Origin of the sequence: Sphingobacterium endophyticum (assembly GCF_009733535.1) — a bacterium.
GTDB lineage: Bacteria > Bacteroidota > Bacteroidia > Sphingobacteriales > Sphingobacteriaceae > Sphingobacterium > Sphingobacterium endophyticum.
The window spans coordinates 26,765-44,996 of sequence record NZ_SMMI01000006.1 but is presented as its reverse complement, the minus strand read 5'-3'; the positions used below and the strand labels follow the sequence as shown (position 1 = coordinate 44,996).

9 protein-coding genes are annotated in these 18,232 nt (G+C 38.9%); 4 read left to right on the top strand and 5 right to left on the bottom strand.

The features are described 5' to 3' along the window. Positions 1-314: 314 nt before the first annotated feature. Positions 315-3,554, top strand: coding sequence for a SusC/RagA family TonB-linked outer membrane protein (locus E0Y80_RS09345; RefSeq protein ID WP_156307410.1), 3,240 nt, complete (start codon positions 315-317; stop codon positions 3,552-3,554). Between the two features lie 10 nt (positions 3,555-3,564). Beyond that, positions 3,565-5,331, top strand: coding sequence for a RagB/SusD family nutrient uptake outer membrane protein (locus E0Y80_RS09340; RefSeq protein ID WP_156307409.1), 1,767 nt, complete (start codon positions 3,565-3,567; stop codon positions 5,329-5,331). Between the two features lie 160 nt (positions 5,332-5,491). On the opposite strand, the gene E0Y80_RS09335 is transcribed toward E0Y80_RS09340, so the two are convergent. Further along, positions 5,492-6,709, bottom strand: coding sequence for an enolase C-terminal domain-like protein (locus E0Y80_RS09335; RefSeq protein ID WP_156307408.1), 1,218 nt, complete (start codon positions 6,707-6,709; stop codon positions 5,492-5,494). A 267-nt stretch (positions 6,710-6,976) separates the two neighbouring features. Here E0Y80_RS09335 and E0Y80_RS09330 point away from each other — a divergent pair, with 267 nt between their 5' ends. After that, entirely contained in the window at positions 6,977-10,153 is a 3,177-nt protein-coding gene (locus tag E0Y80_RS09330) for a GH92 family glycosyl hydrolase (protein ID WP_156307407.1), read from the top strand. Between the two features lie 4 nt (positions 10,154-10,157). Here E0Y80_RS09330 and E0Y80_RS09325 read toward each other — a convergent pair whose 3' ends face one another. Next, entirely contained in the window at positions 10,158-10,487 is a 330-nt protein-coding gene (locus E0Y80_RS09325; RefSeq protein WP_156307406.1) for an ArsR/SmtB family transcription factor, read from the bottom strand. Positions 10,488-10,595: 108 nt separating this feature from the next. After that, the gene (locus tag E0Y80_RS09320) at positions 10,596-12,875 is read right to left on the bottom strand and encodes a GH92 family glycosyl hydrolase (protein WP_156307405.1); all 2,280 of its coding nucleotides are present in this window, start codon (positions 12,873-12,875) and stop codon (positions 10,596-10,598) included. Positions 12,876-12,998: 123 nt separating this feature from the next. Here E0Y80_RS09320 and E0Y80_RS09315 point away from each other — a divergent pair, with 123 nt between their 5' ends. After that, on the top strand, positions 12,999-13,310 hold the full coding sequence (locus E0Y80_RS09315; RefSeq protein WP_156307404.1) for a putative quinol monooxygenase: 312 nt from the start codon (positions 12,999-13,001) through the stop codon (positions 13,308-13,310). On the opposite strand, the gene E0Y80_RS09310 is transcribed toward E0Y80_RS09315, so the two are convergent. Both E0Y80_RS09310 and E0Y80_RS09305 read right to left on the bottom strand, forming a co-directional pair. Further along, positions 13,307-15,874 (bottom strand): BamA/TamA family outer membrane protein, encoded by a 2,568-nt coding sequence (locus tag E0Y80_RS09310; RefSeq protein ID WP_156307403.1) that lies wholly within the window; start codon positions 15,872-15,874, stop codon positions 13,307-13,309. The two genes, E0Y80_RS09315 and E0Y80_RS09310, sit on opposite strands and share 4 nt — an antisense overlap. Positions 15,875-15,888: 14 nt before the next feature. Then, positions 15,889-18,213 (bottom strand): GAF domain-containing protein, encoded by a 2,325-nt coding sequence (locus E0Y80_RS09305; RefSeq protein WP_156307402.1) that lies wholly within the window; start codon positions 18,211-18,213, stop codon positions 15,889-15,891. Positions 18,214-18,232: the final 19 nt, after the last annotated feature.

The following is an 18,232-nucleotide window of genomic DNA, read 5'->3' as shown; positions in this document are numbered from 1 at the left end:
AATTATTTTATTTATTAACAATTATTTAACATTGTAAAAATTAACATACAGTCAATTCTCTGCGTAAAATTAGAGTTTTTTTTTACACCCAACTTGGGAATTTCATTCTAATTTCTTGTTTTATAAAGGCTTTATTAATGTTTTTTTTACTTTAAATATCTTTTAAATTCTCTCTAGGGTTAATATTGGATTTTGGAATTTGGGCTTATTTAGGCGCCATTATACCTGTTCAAATAACACATTGTTAATATTTAAATCACTTAATCTTAATTTAATACTTGTAGGTTTGGGCTTGATCTAAATCATCCAAAACTATGAAATTGAAAAACAAACAGCTCTTATTGTTTGTCTCTTGCATGTCACTAGTTTCCTTCAGTCCTTCGATAGCTTCAGGACTGTCGGTGAAGCTTGAAATTGCGAAAGGCCAACAGAAAGAAATCAATGGAAAGGTTTATGATGCAGCCGGAGTTCCCCTTTCTGGAGTGACCATCATCAACCTACAGAGCCAAGCCTCTGCTCAATCAAGTGAAGACGGATCCTTCAGCATTACTGCGGAACGCGGTCAACGAATTCGTTTATCATTTTTAGGCTTTATCTCCCAAGAATTAACTGTTCAGGACCAGACCGATGTAACCATCAGGTTGGAACCTGACAATACTGCTCTTGATGAAGTTGTTGTGGTGGGGTACGGTACTCAAAAGAAAGCTAACCTAACCGGAGCGGTGGATCAAGTAGGGTCTGAAGTATTTGAAGGAAGACCGCTGGCCAATGTAAGTCAAATGTTGCAGGGAGCTGTTCCTAACTTGAACATTACACCTGCAGACGGGAAACCGACCCGTGCCCCAGGATTCAACATACGGGGTACAACCTCCATCGGACAGGGGGGTAGTGCGTTAATTCTTATTGACGGGGTGGAAGGTGATCCTTCTATTCTAAACCCAAATGATATCGAATCGGTTTCTGTACTTAAGGATGCCTCATCCGCGGCAATTTATGGGTCTCGCGGTACATTTGGAGTCGTGCTGATTACCACCAAACGTGCAAAGGAAGGACGTAGCACGATAAATTATTCTGGAGGCCTGACTTCTCAAAAGCCAACCACACTTCCGGATTTTGTAACCGATGGCTATACGTACGCCGAACGTTTCTTTGAAGCATATAATGCCTGGAACAACTATTCTTCAATTCCAAGTAAATTAAATAAGACCCAAATTTTCACGCTTGACTGGCTTGAGGAGTTCAAAAAGAGAAAGGAAGCAGGGAATACCGAAGAAGTTACGTTAAATAGTAATGGTGAATACGTCTATTATGGAAATGAAGATTACTACGGAGCATTAATTAAAGACAATACATTCGTTCAGGATCATAACCTTTCGGCAAGTGGAACTTCAGGCAAGATAGATTATTTCTTGTCGGGTCGTTTATTTGACAACAAAGGACTATATAGATACAATACCGATACCTATAAGAGCTATAATACAAGAGCGAAAGCTGGCCTACAGGTAACGGATTGGTTGAGGGTAGAGAATAACATTGATTATGCCTTCATGAAATATCATGATCCTTCAACAGCTGGAGAAGGGGGAAATATCTGGCGTAACATCGCTGACGAAGGGCACCCTTCCTCACCGATTTACAATCCCGACGGGAGTTTCTCATTTTCTGCAGCATACACACTAGGAGATTTTATATATGGAAAGAATGGTACGGATTTCGAAAAGAAAGATTTACGGAATACGACCTCCTTTTCCACTAAATTCTTTAACAATACGTTCCGCATTAAAGGAGATCTAACCTTCCGTAATAGAGATTATGGCTCAACCCGAGTAAGGGTGCCGGTTCCCTACAGTGTGAAAGAAGGCGTTATCGTTCCCTTAAAGACAGGGATGAACGATAATATCTATCAAGTTGCCCAAGAGAACAATTATTTGTTCACCAACTTATATGGTGAATATGAGAACACCTTTGCAGAGAACCATTACTTCAAGGGGTTGATCGGATATAACTATGAGCAACAGCGCTATAATGCAACTTATATCACTAAGAACGGCCTTTTAACAGAGAATACTGAAAACATAAATCTAGCCTTGGGCGATGCTGTTCAGGCAACAGCTGGCTATAACCGATATAGGTTAGCCGGTTTATTCTTCCGTGTGAACTACATCTTTAAGGATCGTTATCTTTTTGAGGCAAACGGACGTTATGATGGATCTTCTAAATTCCCGACCAACGAACAGTGGGCATTCTTCCCTTCGGTGTCCGCCGGATGGAGAGTTTCTCAGGAACCTTTCTGGACTGTGAATCCGAATGCAATTTCAGAATTCAAAATCCGTGCTTCCTATGGATCATTGGGTAACGGTAATATTTCACCTTATTCATTCTTGGATATATATAATATCTCTACATCGGGCAGGGTGTTGAACGGGATGAAAAACATGTACACAAGCGTTCCCGGCGTAATTCCTGATAACTTGACTTGGGAAACGGCAAGAACGGCAAACATCGGTGTTGATTTAACATTCTTGAATAATAAGCTAACCTTTACCGGGGATATGTACCGTAGAGAAACCTTGAACATGTATACGGTAGGGCAACAGCTCCCCGAAATCTTTGGGGCAACCTCTCCAAAGGGAAACTATGCCGATATGACAACCTCTGGTTTTGAACTTACACTGTCCTATCGCGATCGCTTTCAGGTGGGATCCAAGGAGTTAGGGTTTGGCTTAAAAGCGACTCTTGCGGACTACAGGTCGACCATAGACAGATTTAATAATGAAACGGGAAATCTTGGTGACTATTATGCAGGCAAAAGATACGGTGAGATCTGGGGCTATTCGACTCAAGGCCTTTTTGCCTCACAGGAGGAAATTGATGGAGCTCCTAAACAGACCCTAATCAAATCTTCTAACTCAGGAAAGATCTACCCTGGAGATATTAGGTTTGCTGATATCGATGGAAATGGGGTGATTGATTATGGAAGTAATACGCTTAACGATCATGGTGATTTGTCTATCATTGGCAATGAAGAGCCAAGATATATCTATGGGTTCAATTTAAATCTGGATTATTCTAATGTGTATTTCTCTGCATTCATTCAGGGCGTAGGAAAACAGGATTGGTATCCAAGTAATGAATCTATTTTTTGGGGACAATACAACAGGCCATATAACAATCTGCCAACATGGCATCTAGACAATTATTGGACTGAGGACAATAAAGGTGCTTACTTCCCAAGATATGCTGGATATAATACTTCTTTAAAGCAGACAACGCAAACCCGATACCTTCAAAATGCGGCCTATGTTCGTTTGAAGAACATTCAGCTGGGTTATAGCTTTCCTCAGAGTTTTGTTTCCAAGTTAAAGTTACAGGGATTGAGGGCAGGACTTTCTGCGGAGAACTTATGGACATGGTCGCCTTTATATAAGAACACCAGAGATATCGATGTGGCCAACATCGGTAATTCAGATCCCGATATTGGAACAGGTAGTGGGGACGGGTTTAACTATCCGACCATGAGAAGTGTGAGTTTTAACCTATCGATTAATTTTTAAGAAGGAAAACATGAAAAAAGTATTTTTAGCACTGGGGATTACTGCACTTCTATTTACTTCTTGTGAATTGAGTGAGACCCCGAAGGCAACTGCTACCGAGGACGATATCTTTGGAACAGAGAGCGGTTTGAAAACATATAGCTATTCATTTTACAATAACATTACATCCGGTTCCGATGCGTTTAAAGGTGATGCAATGGCCGATTATGGTGCCGTAAACAGTTTGAACAATTTCTTGATGGATGGATCCTATTCGGCAGAAACAAGTTCAGGCTGGTCATGGTCCGCACTGAGAAACATCAACCATTTCATCACGAAATTGGAGGGCTCTGATTTAGGCCAGGACGTAAAGAATAATTATCTGGGGATTGCCCGGTTTTTCCGTGCATGGTTCTATTATGATAAGGTTGTTCGGTTTGGCGATGTGCCATGGGTAGAAACACCACTGAGTGTGGATGATAAAGAGGTATTGTATGGTAAACGTGATTCTCGTGTATTGGTCATGGATAAGATCATGGCAGATCTTGATTTTGCCTATGCAAATATAGCTTCAGGTTCATCTGATGGAACCCTCATCACAAAATGGACAGCGATGGGGTTAAAGTCAAGAATCGCACTTTTTGAAGGGACCTACAGGAAATATCATAATGAACTGAATCTCGGCTCTTCGGCAAATCAATATCTGCAGTTAGCTGCGGCAGCCGCAGAGGAAGTGATGTCCAAAGGTCCGCATTCCCTGAACACGGCGCAAGGGGTAGAACTATCTCAGCGTCAGTTGTTCATCAGTGAGAAACCTGTTACGAACGAAGTTATGTTGGCTGTAGCATTTAGCAGTGAATTGGCTATCTTGAACGATGCGAACTGGTGGTGGACATCTGCAACCTATGGACCTCGATATAGTTTGGTTCGTCCATTTATTAATATCATTCTTAATGAAGATGGAACACCCTATACAGACCGTCCAGGATTTATGGCCGAGGAGTTCTTCGAGGAAACCCAAAATCGCGATACGAGACTTTCGCAGTTGATCCGTACACCCGGTTATACTAGGGCAGGAGTTGCAACACCTCCAAATTTCGCAAGTCATACCTATACGGGATACCAAGCAATTAAATATACAATGGACGATCCTTCCTATGACAATGGCGGAACAAATACCAACTCGGTTCCATTAATGAGGTTTGCAGAGATTCTTCTAAATTTTGCCGAGGCTAAAGCTGAATTGGGAACACTATCTGTAGCTGATTGGACACGGTCAATCGGTGCTCTTCGCGAAAGAAGCGGAATAACCGGAGGAACAAAAGTCCTTCCTACAAAAGTAGACACATACCTTCAGAAAACGTTCTTTCCAAGTGTAACAAATCCAATTTTATTAGAAATTAGGAGAGAAAGACAAGTGGAGTTAGCTTTAGAGGGTTTTCGTTTTAACGACCTTAAAAGATGGAAGCGTGGTGAATTAATGGCTCAATTACCTTGGACTGGTATCTATGTACCGGCTTTGGATAAGTTGATGGATTTGGATCATGATGGTAAACCGGACGTTGTTTTCTATGATGGTAGCAAATCAGGGCCTAGTATTACTGTCCCTGCTGGGGTTGCCAAAGTAGCCATTGGTGGAAAAGCAAGTAATTTCCAGACAATGACTTCAACAAACCACTTGGAGTGGTTCAAAGCACAGCCTAGGACTTGGTATTCGGATGGAAGACAATATTTATATCCAATCCCTGCCAACTCCTTAGTCCTAAACCCTGACCTGGGGCAGAACCCTGGCTGGTAAAAAATAATCTTTTAAAAGAAACCCTAACACCCATATGGAAACATATGGGTGTTTTTTTATTTACCCCAACCAGGACAAAAAACGGTTTGGGAATTATATAATTACTGCATAATATTTTGGCATGCCGATTTTTATGGATCGACGGTCTTTTTTAGGAGGGTCAAACCTTTTTCAATAACTGCATTCCAAAGCCGGGTAATTTAGGAGGCACTAACTTTCCATCCTTAATGGTATATGCAGTTAGATCCATATCATCTGAAGCGCTGGTAACGCCTTCTATCGTGACGGTATTGCCCAGGCCGCCTGCCAAATGCGCTGTATAGTTTGTTTTCAATAACGAACCCCATGCATGCGGAGAAGCTTGTGTTCCCATTTTTACTAATTCCGGCATCATATTTCTCCAGTTCGTGAATCCCAAGCCCTCGATGTCGGTGAGTTGAACGTCCAATAGCTTCTGCTCGAAGAGTTTCTTTAAAAATTGTTGATCCGGATCAGCCTCGCCATCAGCCAAAAGTGTGTCCAACTTTTCTATCCGTACATATTCGCGGAGTTTCTTATAATCAGCAATCGTTTCATGGAACGGCTCCTCAATCCAGAAAAGTTTTATCCCGGCGACTCCCTGTAGATATTTTATAAAATCATCACTTGAAAATCCATTGTTGCCATCAACGAGGATTTCGCAATCAGGAAATGATGCCGCAACCGCTTTGGTCACTTCGATATCCCTTTGGAGACCTTCTGCTGCTGGCATCCACTTATGCCCCCGTCCGATCTTTAATTTGAACTGACGATAGCCAACTCCATAATCAAAGCGGCATTCTTCTAAAATCTTATCGATTCCAGAGGGACTTCCTTTCGGTTCCAGATCGTCGAAATAGATCATTCCGCTATAGTACTTCGTGATAAATGGCTCTTTTCTACCCAACAGTTCATAAACAGGTTTCTGCAGGATCACCCCAGCTAAATCATGCAAGGCCATATCGAAAGCTATGTTCTTATCCAACAAGGTTCCCTGTTTAGGCAAAAATAATTCAGACACCTTTCTTCCGATAAGTTGGGGGACTAATTGTTCCGCATCTTTTTTAGAACCCCGAAGGGACGCCCATCCCATTGCCCCCTGGTCTGTCCTTATCGCGCATATCTCCAAATCAGGGCCATGTCCATGTAAATCTAATTTAGCATTCTTGCCCACTAATCGCGGATAATTAAGCTTTACCCTTGAGAACACCACGGAATCGATGGTATGCTGTGAAAGTTCTTTTTCATCCTGCGTGAGTGCTAGATCTAAGAATTGATCAACAGCAAAAGATTTGGAAGGAATTAATAGGGAAGAAGCCAAACCAATGTTTATGCTGTTTATAAATGTTCTTCTTTTCATATGGAATTAAGGTTGATTTATGACAATGTTCTGATGGATAACAGCATACCAAGGTTTTTGTTTTCAACTGGTTTTAACTTTTCGTGTTTAAACCTTCAGATTCATAAAGTTTTAGATGCATAACTTATTAAAAATGCTTAGATTGGATGCGTAAACCTAAGACTTCAAATAATTACATTAGCAGATCATTGTCATGATTCCCTCAAAGTGACATAAGTTAGTCTACGGTTCGCAACCACAAATTCTAATTCATTAATTTTAAGAATCATGAAACACAGCATTATTATTGTCCTTATTATCTATTGCTTTTTCAATGTAACGGCCCAAGAAAAAATAATTTTTGAACTTGGCAAAAAGGACAATAGTTCTAGTGAATTTGCATTATCTCCAAAAGATTATGAGAGTTTTCTAGCTAATTTTTCGGGAGAAAGTATATTTAATGTTGGATATTCAGACATTTCCAAGGACTGGCCATATGTTTTGCCAGGACCATTGGATGGTTTTGCTGGTGGAGGCTACTGGGCAGGATATCACCCCCGGCATTTTCCAATATTGATGTTTGACCTTAAATCAACACCTAATAAAGGGCAAAGCTCACTTTTATTGCGTTTTACAGGCATAAGTTCTAAAACACCCTCAAAAATTAGAATTGAAATCAATGGGAAAAGATATGAAAGAGAATTAATCGGTAGAAGTTCAGATTCCTTATTAAAAGGTAATGCAATTCATGTTGAACCCCAAGATCTAAGGATTGATTTTGCAAATGACCTTCTTAAGGAAGGAATGAATAAAATCCAGATGGGTATTGTTTCTGGACATTGGGCTCTTTTTGATTATATCGCCTTAAGCAGCCGTTCTAAAATGGAGCTCAATCCTACAACGTCCACATTGATCAAGTCTGTTGAACAAGCTCCATTTGAATATATACGCGGAAATAAAAGGTTTCAATCGATATTGGTAGATCTTAAACAATTTGACCGACCGCAGGAATTATCTTTTTATCTGGATGGAACTTTAGTTTCAAATAAGAATATTGAAGTAGGGGAGAGCATTCAGGAGGTCAATGTCCCTGCTTCCACTGCTAAATCCAAAAAGATTTCAAAATTTATTGTTAAAAACAAGTCTAAGATCTTATTTGACGGAAATATTGAGCTTTCCCCAAAAAGATTGCATGAATATGTAGATTATGTTGATTTATTGGTTGGAACAGGGAATTCTAGATGGATGTTTAAACCATCGCCAGTACTTCCATTAAGCATGGTACAGATTGCGCCTGACAATCAAGATGAAACATGGAAAGCAGGATATGAATACAGCATAGAAAATGTTATGGGATTTAGCCACTTTAGTGACTGGACAATGATTGGTTTGCTCATGCAGCCTACTGTTGGGGAAATTAAAGTAAATCCGGGACGTGAGAATTTCCCTGATGAAGGCTATAGATCACGTATTGATAAATCATCGGAAATTGCCAAGGTAGGCTATTACTCCGTTTTCATGACCGATACAAGAATTAAGGCTGAGTTAACTGCAACAAGAAGGGCAGCCTTACAGAGATATACCTTTCCTAAAAGCGATAGTTCAAGAGTCTTGATCGATATGTTTACCCCCAATGAATACCCTCATAACCTGACCGATGCGAAGATCACCAAAGTCTCTGATACTGAGATTGAAGGGTATGCGTCATATTACAATGCATTCACAGGATATTCCCTTCAACAGGAGTATACCCTATATTTTGTTATACAATTTAATAAGCCTTTTAAATCTCTTTCGGGCTGGAAGAATGAAACCATCGAAGCAGTTAAGGGATATATTCCAGGATGGAATAGGAATCATGAGTATCTAGAAGGAAATGAGATTTTTTCAAAAATAGGCCAAATCAACGGTAAAGGTGATCTGGGAGTTTTAGCGAATTTCTCAACTTCGGATGGGGAAGAAATTATGGTAAGGACCGGAGTTTCATTAGTTGATCTTCAAGGGGCAAGAAATAATCTGGAAAGGGAGATCATTCAACCATTTAATTGGGATTTTAACGCGGTTGTCAACAATTCCCGTAAAATCTGGAATGAGTATTTAGGAAGAATTGAAATTGAAACTTCAGATTATCTCCAAAAAAAGAAATTCTATACTAATTTCTATCGGGCAATTGCTGCCAAGGCCATTTGGAGTGACTACGATGGTCGATATAGGGATGAGAATGAGCATATTCAACAGCTTGATGATCCCGAGGATGTCATTATCTCAGGGGAGTATTGGAATACTTTCTGGGATAATCAAATTTTATTCAACCTGGTTGCCCCAGAGATCTCCTCTGCATGGGCAAAATCTGCAATTTCTCTCTACAAGAATTCAGGATGGTTTAATACAGATCCTGCGGGAATTGAACATACTGGGGTTATGGTTGCTATGCACGTTATTTCGCAGATTCAAGGGGCTTGGCAAAGTGGAATAAGGGACTTTGATCTGAAAACAGCTTATCGGGGGCTTAAGAAAATGATGACTGTAGATCCGCAGAAATATACGGGTGGGGGAACAGTTGGCGTAGAACACTTACCTGCTTATATCAAATATGGTTATATCCCTGCAGGTAAGGGCTATGTGTCTAATACGCTAGAATATGCATATGATGATTGGAGTTTGAGCCAAATGGCCAAATCGTTAGGCAACACGGAGGATTATCTATTTTTCAAGAACAGATCGCAGAATTGGAAGAATATTTTTGATAGAACAATTGGATTTATGAGACCAAAAGATGAACAGGGCAAATGGATAGAGCCATTCGATCCCTATCATACTCCGGGATTTGTTGAAGGTAATTCCTTTAACTATTCATGGTTTGTTCCTCATCAGCCATTGGAATTAGTAGATGGAATAGGGAAAGAAAAATTTGTGAATAGATTGAATGACGCTATGGAAAAATCAGCTAAGGCGAATTTTAATGCTGCAGGAGATAACTTTAGCTTATTTCCTGTAAACCACGGAAATCAAACATCTATGGAAGTTTCATATCTTTTTAATTGGGCAGATGCGCCATGGTTGACTCAGAAATGGAACCGTGCGATCCAAGAACAATATTATGGAACATCACCCTACAATGCGTATCCAGGAGATGAAGACCTTGGACAAATGAGCAGTTGGTTTGTTATGAGTGCCTTGGGATTGTTTCAACTGGATGGTGGAGTAACTGAAATCCCAACATACGAGCTGGGCTCACCGAGGTATGAAAAAATTACAATAGACCTGGGTAATAAATATGGGAGAGGAGCTAAGTTTACTATTTATGCCCGCAATGCATCCAAGGTAAACAAGTATATACAACATGTAACATTGAATGGGAAAACGGTTGACAGTTATTTAATTCCCCAGTCAGAAATTCTCAAGGGTGGGGAAATGATAATCGAGATGGGTGACCAACCAAATAAATTATGGGGAATAAAATAGATTATTACTCATTATTTTTGTTTTTTAGGTTTCCTAATAAATCATCCAATTGGTTAAATCGTGTTTCCCAAATCTTCCGAAACTGTTCTATCCATTGGTCAATTTCCTTCATTTTATCTAATTCTAGTTGGTAGTAAATCTCCCGACCTTTTTGCTCTGATTTGATTATTTCACATTCAGTTAAGATCCTTAAATGTTTGGAAATAGCCTGTCTCGAACTCTCAAAATGTTCAGCAATAGCGTTGGGAGTCATCGCCTGTATTGCAATCAACGCGATGATCGATCTTCGTGTGGGGTCAGCGATTGCCTGGAATATATCCCTTCTTGTTTCCATTGTGCAATTATTTGGTTTCAAATATAGTTGCAATCATTTGGTTTCGCAAATTATTTTGCAAAAACCCATTCAAATAACCAGTGTACTCTTATGCTAATCCTTTCTAAATTAATTATCGAGCTTACTGAGTGAGAATGGCCTTGCCGAAAGCTCTGTTCCCCGGCTTTTATTAGGAACATTGCTCATTTCAAATTCAAGAACGCCACCTTTCAAAATATCTTCATAAGTAATATAGTTCTTATTAAATGGCTGACCATTGAGGCTAGCGGTTTTTATATATACGTTCTCAGAGCTATTATTCGGGGCATTGATGATAAATTTTTTGCCGTTTTCCAATGTTATGGTTGCTTTTTGAAAAACAGGAGAACCAATTACATATTCATCGGTGCCAGGACATACACTATAGATACCTAAAGCGCTCAAAACATACCAGGAAGACATTTGGCCCTGATCTTCATCTCCTGGATAGCCTTTCTCTGTTGCATTATATAGTTCGGAACAAACCAGCCTAACTTGTCTTTGGGATTTCCAGGGTTCTCCACTGAAGTTATAAAGATATGGTACATGTTGAGTGGGCTGGTTTCCATGTGCATATTGACCCATCTTTGCCAGAAGCATTTCTCTCATTTCATGTATTTCCTGTTTGTAGGTTCCGTATTTAATCCGCTGATCCATTGTAAAGAAGGCATCGAGCTTTGAATTGAACTTATCGACACCACCTATTAGGTTAATTAAACCATTGACATCATGTAATACTGACCAGGTATATTGCCAAGAATTAGCTTCAGTAAAAGGCCCTCCCCATTCAACAGGATCAAAATCTTTTAGCCATTCCCCGTTTTCTAGACGGCCTCGAACAAAATTAACTTCAGGATCAAAAACATTTCTATAATTGTACATTTGCCTGGCAAAGATATTTTCGTAGAATTTGTTCCCGGTTAGCCTCGCCAATTGATAGGCACAAAAATCATCGTATGCATATTCTAGGGTCTTTGCCGTGCTTTCATGAATTTCACCGTAAGGAATATAGCCTTTCGTATAGTATTCTTTCCACCCTTCGCGACCATTTGAACCTCCCCAAAAGCCCTTATTTGTAGTTTCATGGTAATATGCACGAAGGGCACTGTCCGGATTGAACGTTCGAATCCCCTTTATCCATGCGTCAGTCAGTAGGGAAATGGCATGATTTCCAATCATGACTCCGGACATCCCCGGATTAGACCAAGTGGGAAAGAAGCCCGCCTGCTGCTGTGCATCCAACAGGGACTGCATATACTTACCCTGCATATCGGTATGTAGAATATTACTCAATGGAAATTGGGCCCTAAAAGTATCCCAAAAACCATTGTCCGTAAACATATAGCCTTGATGTATTTTTCCGTCGTAGGGACTAAAATAATAGGGTTGTCCATTTGAATCCATTTCATAGAATTTTCTGGAAAACAAATTCGCACGAAATAAACATGAATAGAATGTCGCCTTTTCATCCTCTGATCCTCCTTCAACTAAGACCCGATTTAATAATTTGTTCCAAACATGAAAGGCATTGTTTTTTGTCTGCTCAAATTTCTTGTTCCCTCTTAATTCTTGATTATAATTTAATATCGCTTGTTCTTGGCTTATGTAGGAAGATGCGAGTTTCACCTCTACTTTGCTTCCAGGCCTAAATTCTAGATAGGCCCCAACACCCTTGCCGGAATCCATTGAATTCCCTGTATTTATAGAACCCTTTTCATTTTCCCATGTACCATAAGATTTAAAGTCTTGGTCGAAGATCAGTACAAAATAACTCCTAAAATTTTCTGGGACGAACCGTCCATTGTTGACCCATCCAATTATTTTTCGTTCTTCGGGAATGATTTTTATTTCACAATCTTTGATGTAACCATCCAAAATAAGATGAGCTTTATCCCGTTTGGGAAAAGTGAAACGCATATGTGCACCTCTTTCAACCGGACTGATCTCTGTTTGAATCCCATTGTCAAATTTAACGGAATAGTAATGTGGTTTAGCAATTTCATTTTTATGGGAAAAAGACAAAGCCCTTTCATGTTCATCAACCACCAAATCACCTGTTCCGGGCATCAAGGAAAATACAGCATAGTCATTCATCCATGGACTGCACTGATGAACCTGCTGAAATCCTCGAATTTTGTCCGCTTGATATTGATATTTCCAGCCGTCACCATTTTTTCCTGTTTGTGCTGAAAAGAAATGAACGGCAAAGGGAAGCCCGATTGTGGGATATGTATTTCCATAAGAAAGCGAATATTCAGAATGTGTGCCTTGAAGCGTATTTACATATTTTACGAGATCCTGTTCTTGGCCGTTGAGCTTGCTAATGGTCGATATGAATAACAGAATTAATAGGTACGGGTTTAGTCTCATTTTCAATTATAGGTTTATGTTGGTACAAAATAATTAAATTAGTTCAAGAAACTATATTTGTAATTGCACCAAAACAAAGATTACATTGTCCAGTTTATAATATATAACCTTATAGAGATTGATATGTCAAATAAATATTTACTACATGGGAAATTAACGGCTAAAGCAGGTCAAGTTGAGGAACTTGCGAAGATATTGTTGGAAGCCTCTAAATTAGTTTCCAAGGCAAAAGGTTGTAGCCTTTATGCGATTGGACTTGATTCAAATGATAGCAATTCTGTTGTTGTTACAGAAATATGGGATAGCAAAGAAGACCATGCTAACTCATTGAAGGTAGAAGGTGTAAAGGAATTAATTTCCCAAGCGATGCCAATTTTGGATGGTCAACCCCCTAAAGGACAGGAAATTGAACTTCTGGGAGGGCATGGAATTTAAAAAGATAGGCCCACCCTTAGATACGGTAAGACGGCTTCCTTACTTGCACCAACGGTAGCTTGAATAACCATTAAATCTCCAGGCATAAAATAGAATCCTCCACCCGAACCCATATGCCATTTATTAGAAGGGTCATCAGTCATCCAAACTCTACCTATATCATAAAATCCAATAACACCTACAGTTCCCGGAACTAAATATGAACTAAAACTGAATAGTTTTAACCGTACGTCAAGGTTATTGTACAAGGCGGTTTTTCCAGTAAATCTTTGTGAATTATATCCCCGTAGACTCATCTCTCCACCAATCATGGCATGCTGATAAAAATAAGGATTTCCCCAAACCGCTTTTAAGCCAGTTCGGTTTGCAATGGTTAAATTCTCATTGAAAATAGTTTTATATAAACTGATTGAATTGTCCAAAGCCGTGAAGTTTCGACCCTGGCCATTCACTTCCCCTTTCCAATCTAAGCGAGTAAATATTCTGAAACCAGCTTTTGGATTCGATTTATTATCTCTAGTATCATAATCTACACCAATTGTCGCACCGGTAAAAAACTTATTATCAAAAATATTTTCTAGAGGCTGGTCCAAATTAAACTCGTGGAAAAACCTTTCTTCATTATTCTTTGATTGACTATGATAATATTCTGAACTAGAGCCATAGAATATTTTAGCCCTTGAAAAAGGGGAATATTCTAGGAAAATATCAGCATTGACTAAGTCATATCTGTTACGGTAATAGTCTATTTCATAATCGTCTTCCTTCTTATAAATGCTGTTGTTCCCATATCCAAAAAAATTGCTTTGGTTGAACGGTCCTAATGCTCGAAAATCTATAGCAAGGTCCTGTTCTCCAAAAACCTTTTTGACATTACCTTTATATTCAAATATGAATGACTGTCTTCCGGTCAAATAGCTGGCAAGGAATTCATGTTTGTAGGCAAAGGGGTTCTTTCGAAACCCTTGGTTTTCGATAAGGTATCCAGCTCCAATAATTAAGCCTCTGTCTATGCCATAATTCATATTTACTAAGAACCCTTTCCGGTCATATACAAAATTATCATATTGGAATTTATGTACTGAACTATCTTTTTTTAGTCGATAACGGATGTTTTGTAAGTTATTAAAGGTGTTCGCTGTATCTGATCGATCATCATATAGAAAAGTTCTTTTGGCATTTTTGAATGCATCCGTTGCTAAGAATCTATCATGTCCTTTTCCGCCAATTAATCTCAGCTTTATAGGAGAATGACCTGCTCCATGCAATTTATACTCATCCTGGCCATCAATTCCATAGATACAGATCTCTTTGGTCTCCAAGGGATTGAATTTTCTTTTTAAAATCCTAGCCCCTTCGGTACCATCTTTCTTTTTGTTGTGAACATCAATGCCGATACTTCCGTCATGTTCTATATCTATATCGATAAATTCTCGTTTTCCGGATAGCGGAAGGTCCACAACTTTAGCAAGTGACCTGTAATAGGTAATTCCCGTCGTCATTAGTTCATCACGACGTGATTGTATGTTGGTTTCAAGTTCTGCTGCGCTTAATTTGACAATGCTGTCCGGCATTTGAAGCATCGCCTGCTGTATTAATGAATCGGTCAAGGTCTCTTGAACATATAAAATCTCCGTCTTCCAATCATTTTCACTTAAGTGGTTTAAGAAAAATCTATCGAAATGTCGGGCATTAAAATTCCAATGGGAAACATTTCTGATGTGTGGGCTAAATGGTTGTAAATGTGCTTTCAACCATTGGTATGATAACAATACTGGGAAAATTCCGGATGTCTTATAATATACTTTGTCCCGATCACGCGGAACCGGGGAGTACGTTTTCTTTCCTTTTTCCTTTTCGGGATCCCAACGCCAGTTATCTTCATGGCGATCCCAATCCCCTAGAACAAAATCCAAAAGTCTGGCACGAAGTGTTAGCTTTTGATCTACTTTCGTGTCATTATCATCAATTAATTTATCAATGACCTTAAGGGTATTGTCTGTTTTTTCATTTTCAAAAGGCATCCTGGCCTCGAACATATACGCACGGTTCTTGAATATGGGTCTATATTCTCCGAATAGAGGATCATCACCTACATACACAAGCTCCGGCGCAACATGTGGAATTTCTAAAGCTCTATTAAACGTTGGAACTGTCAGGGCTCCAAATGGATGAGCAATAGAAATTTGATCCTGTACAATGTCCTTGGCGATGGTTTTGCGAAGACTTTCCGGTAAGCTACGTTCCGGATATTTCTGAATCGAACGTAGTACCCATTCAACTCCATTTGAATCGGCAAGCCTTAGGGATTGTGTCTGCATCCCGCCACCTAATTTGATAATCTTTAAGCCTCCTTTTTCCTTAGAAAGATCCATAACACGCATCTTAACCGGGGTGTTATAGAGTTTTCTATAGCTGTCTCCCAACCAAAACCTATGAACCCCGCCGACATTATCATATTCTGGAGCAATGACGGTGACAATACTATCACCAGTTTGGGCAAAAGAATTTCCCCAAAATAGCGTTAGAAAAAAGGTTATGTATTTTTTTATTAAAGAAGGCATATCATTTCATTAGATTAAAGATGATCGTCTAATTTTATTTTAACACGTATTGCTTTTAAATCACTTACACCCTGAAGGTTTTCAAGTTCAAATTCTTCATAGTCGGGAAACAGGTATCCTAAAGCCGAAACTTCTGCCAAGCATGATTTTAAATCCTTCGATACTTGATTCCTGCTATAAACAATTGAAATTGTTCCTGGTTTAACCAACCGCTCAGCACTGTTTTTGATAAATGCCTTGTCGATCCGTTTTTTTATGATTTGATATCTGATATTATAGGAACCCTCAACATCAAACCTTCGTTCGTCTTCCCTGAAACTAATATCGATCGGGTTTGGATGTATGAATATAAGTTGCGTCGTTTCTAGCGGAATTTCAAGTTTTGCTTTCAAAGCATGGGTATTTCGGCCAATCTTTGCAATATTGATGATTTGTTGTTTTCTGACCTCCTTTAATAATTTTGTGTCAAATCGTTTCAATGGAGCTATCGATTGCCCCATGTACAGGTCATATTCAATTCCATCGGTGCGAAAAGATTCAAAATACGACGGGAAAATTTGCTGTATCGCTGCGTTGAATTCAGCTAATTCCAGTTTGATGGTTTTGTTTATCCGCTGGAGAGAACGCTCAAATAACTCACTGCTAGATTGTAGATCCTCATAACTGTATTTTAATTTACTCCTACAATCGTTTAAATAAGGAATGGCTTCTGGGGATTTGTCGCCTATTTTATTAAGAAATGAAGGAACATAATCTTGAAAGAATGATAAAATGTCCAATAGGTAATGATCTAGGTTTGGACCATGTATCCAGCCCTTTGTTACATTGAAGCGGTGCAAAAAATCAGCATCTATTTTTATGCTTTCATGGTTTTTGAGCCCATGAATAAGTTTTTCTACAAATTCGATTCTGATGACGAGGTCATCTCTATAAGACTTATTCCTTAGAAAACTTGAATCCTTAACATCTATTGCTGCATAGAAGGGGTAAACCTCTTTGAAGATGATTTTCTCTTGCTCGGGTTCAGGTAGTTGACTAAGCACATCGCCTAAATACTGTGCAGCTACTTGATTGAACTTCCACTCCACTGCAGGCTGTAATGCCGTGTAACGATGTAATATGACGTTGTTCAGCTCATTCTTAAAACTTAATATAATCTCATTTGCGAGTTGGGTCATCAGATTATAGAAGGACTGAACCTGAATAAGCATATTTCGGGTAAGGCTTACCTCATTCTTACTGTATACCTCAAATATGCCAACCAAGTTTTCATTATGAATTAATGGAAGACAAACATAGGAGCTGATTCCAGTCTTTTGCAATGCTTGTTTTAATGCTGAGTCATCAGATTCGAACCCTTCTTGTACTCCAAAGGACAATATGGATGGATCTTCTAAATATTGATAGAGTTCACCTTGATTGAAATAATGTTCATAGAAAACCTGATCGCTCAGTAGAACGCTGTTCTTTCCTAATTCTGTCGATAAGATTGGGGCTTCATTAAGTTTTAAAATAGGATAAAATGATGTCTTTACCCCTTCAATTGCAAGCATGCCATTTAAAATCTCATTTAATTTTAATAACCCATCAGCCCCTTTATAGATGCTCAGGTTATTGATAAGGTCCTGAAGGCTTTCTGTAATAAATTCGTTCTGACAATCTCTTAAGCTACAGATTGTGAAGCCAGAGAAAATAAAATTACTCAAGTCAAATTTTTCGAGAATAGGAGCAACATCTTCGTAACCAATAGAATCTTTCTCTTTTATCGATGATAGATCAATCTGTGGAAGGTCTTTTTTCGCCTGTATATTTACAAAAGTGAAGTCTATGTCGAGCTCATAATAATGGTCGAATCGTTCTTCTTTTTTTATAAACCGTAGATTTTTCTTAATTGATCTTATATTATAAAAGCGTTCTAAAACTAAAAGGAATAATTGCTTATTTGTAAAGTCCAAGTCCCAAATACCATGAACTTGACGTGGTTTAATTTTATGAAAATCTTTTTCAAATAGATTGTAAAAGGGATTGGTGCCATAAAATACACGATCGGCAATAGGAAAACCTAAACCCCATTTGACATGCTGGTCCGATGGAATTCCTTTGGCAAGATGATACATCGCCTCAAAAACTTCTCTGAAGTTCTCTAAGTTGTTTTCTGTGATATCTCCGAACTCATCAATTTTTTCCCGAACAAGCTTATCTGCCATTTTTGGCAGATACATCTCCGATTCTTTAATTCGATTCTCTAAATGTTGAATGAATGGCCACAAAGACAACTTTTCTTCAATATTTCCATCTTGAAGAATGTCATTATCTATATGTAATTTTCTAAGCAGCATAAAATTTGGTTTGGATATT

Coding starts and splice junctions, on each gene's coding strand:
- E0Y80_RS09345 (WP_156307410.1), top strand. CDS start 315: ATGAAATTGAAAAACAAACAGCTCTTATTGTTTGTCTCTTGCATGTCA.
- E0Y80_RS09340 (WP_156307409.1), top strand. CDS start 3,565: ATGAAAAAAGTATTTTTAGCACTGGGGATTACTGCACTTCTATTTACT.
- E0Y80_RS09335 (WP_156307408.1), bottom strand. CDS start 6,709: ATGAAAAGAAGAACATTTATAAACAGCATAAACATTGGTTTGGCTTCT.
- E0Y80_RS09330 (WP_156307407.1), top strand. CDS start 6,977: ATGAAACACAGCATTATTATTGTCCTTATTATCTATTGCTTTTTCAAT.
- E0Y80_RS09325 (WP_156307406.1), bottom strand. CDS start 10,487: ATGGAAACAAGAAGGGATATATTCCAGGCAATCGCTGACCCCACACGA.
- E0Y80_RS09320 (WP_156307405.1), bottom strand. CDS start 12,875: ATGAGACTAAACCCGTACCTATTAATTCTGTTATTCATATCGACCATT.
- E0Y80_RS09315 (WP_156307404.1), top strand. CDS start 12,999: ATGTCAAATAAATATTTACTACATGGGAAATTAACGGCTAAAGCAGGT.
- E0Y80_RS09310 (WP_156307403.1), bottom strand. CDS start 15,874: ATGCCTTCTTTAATAAAAAAATACATAACCTTTTTTCTAACGCTATTT.
- E0Y80_RS09305 (WP_156307402.1), bottom strand. CDS start 18,213: ATGCTGCTTAGAAAATTACATATAGATAATGACATTCTTCAAGATGGA.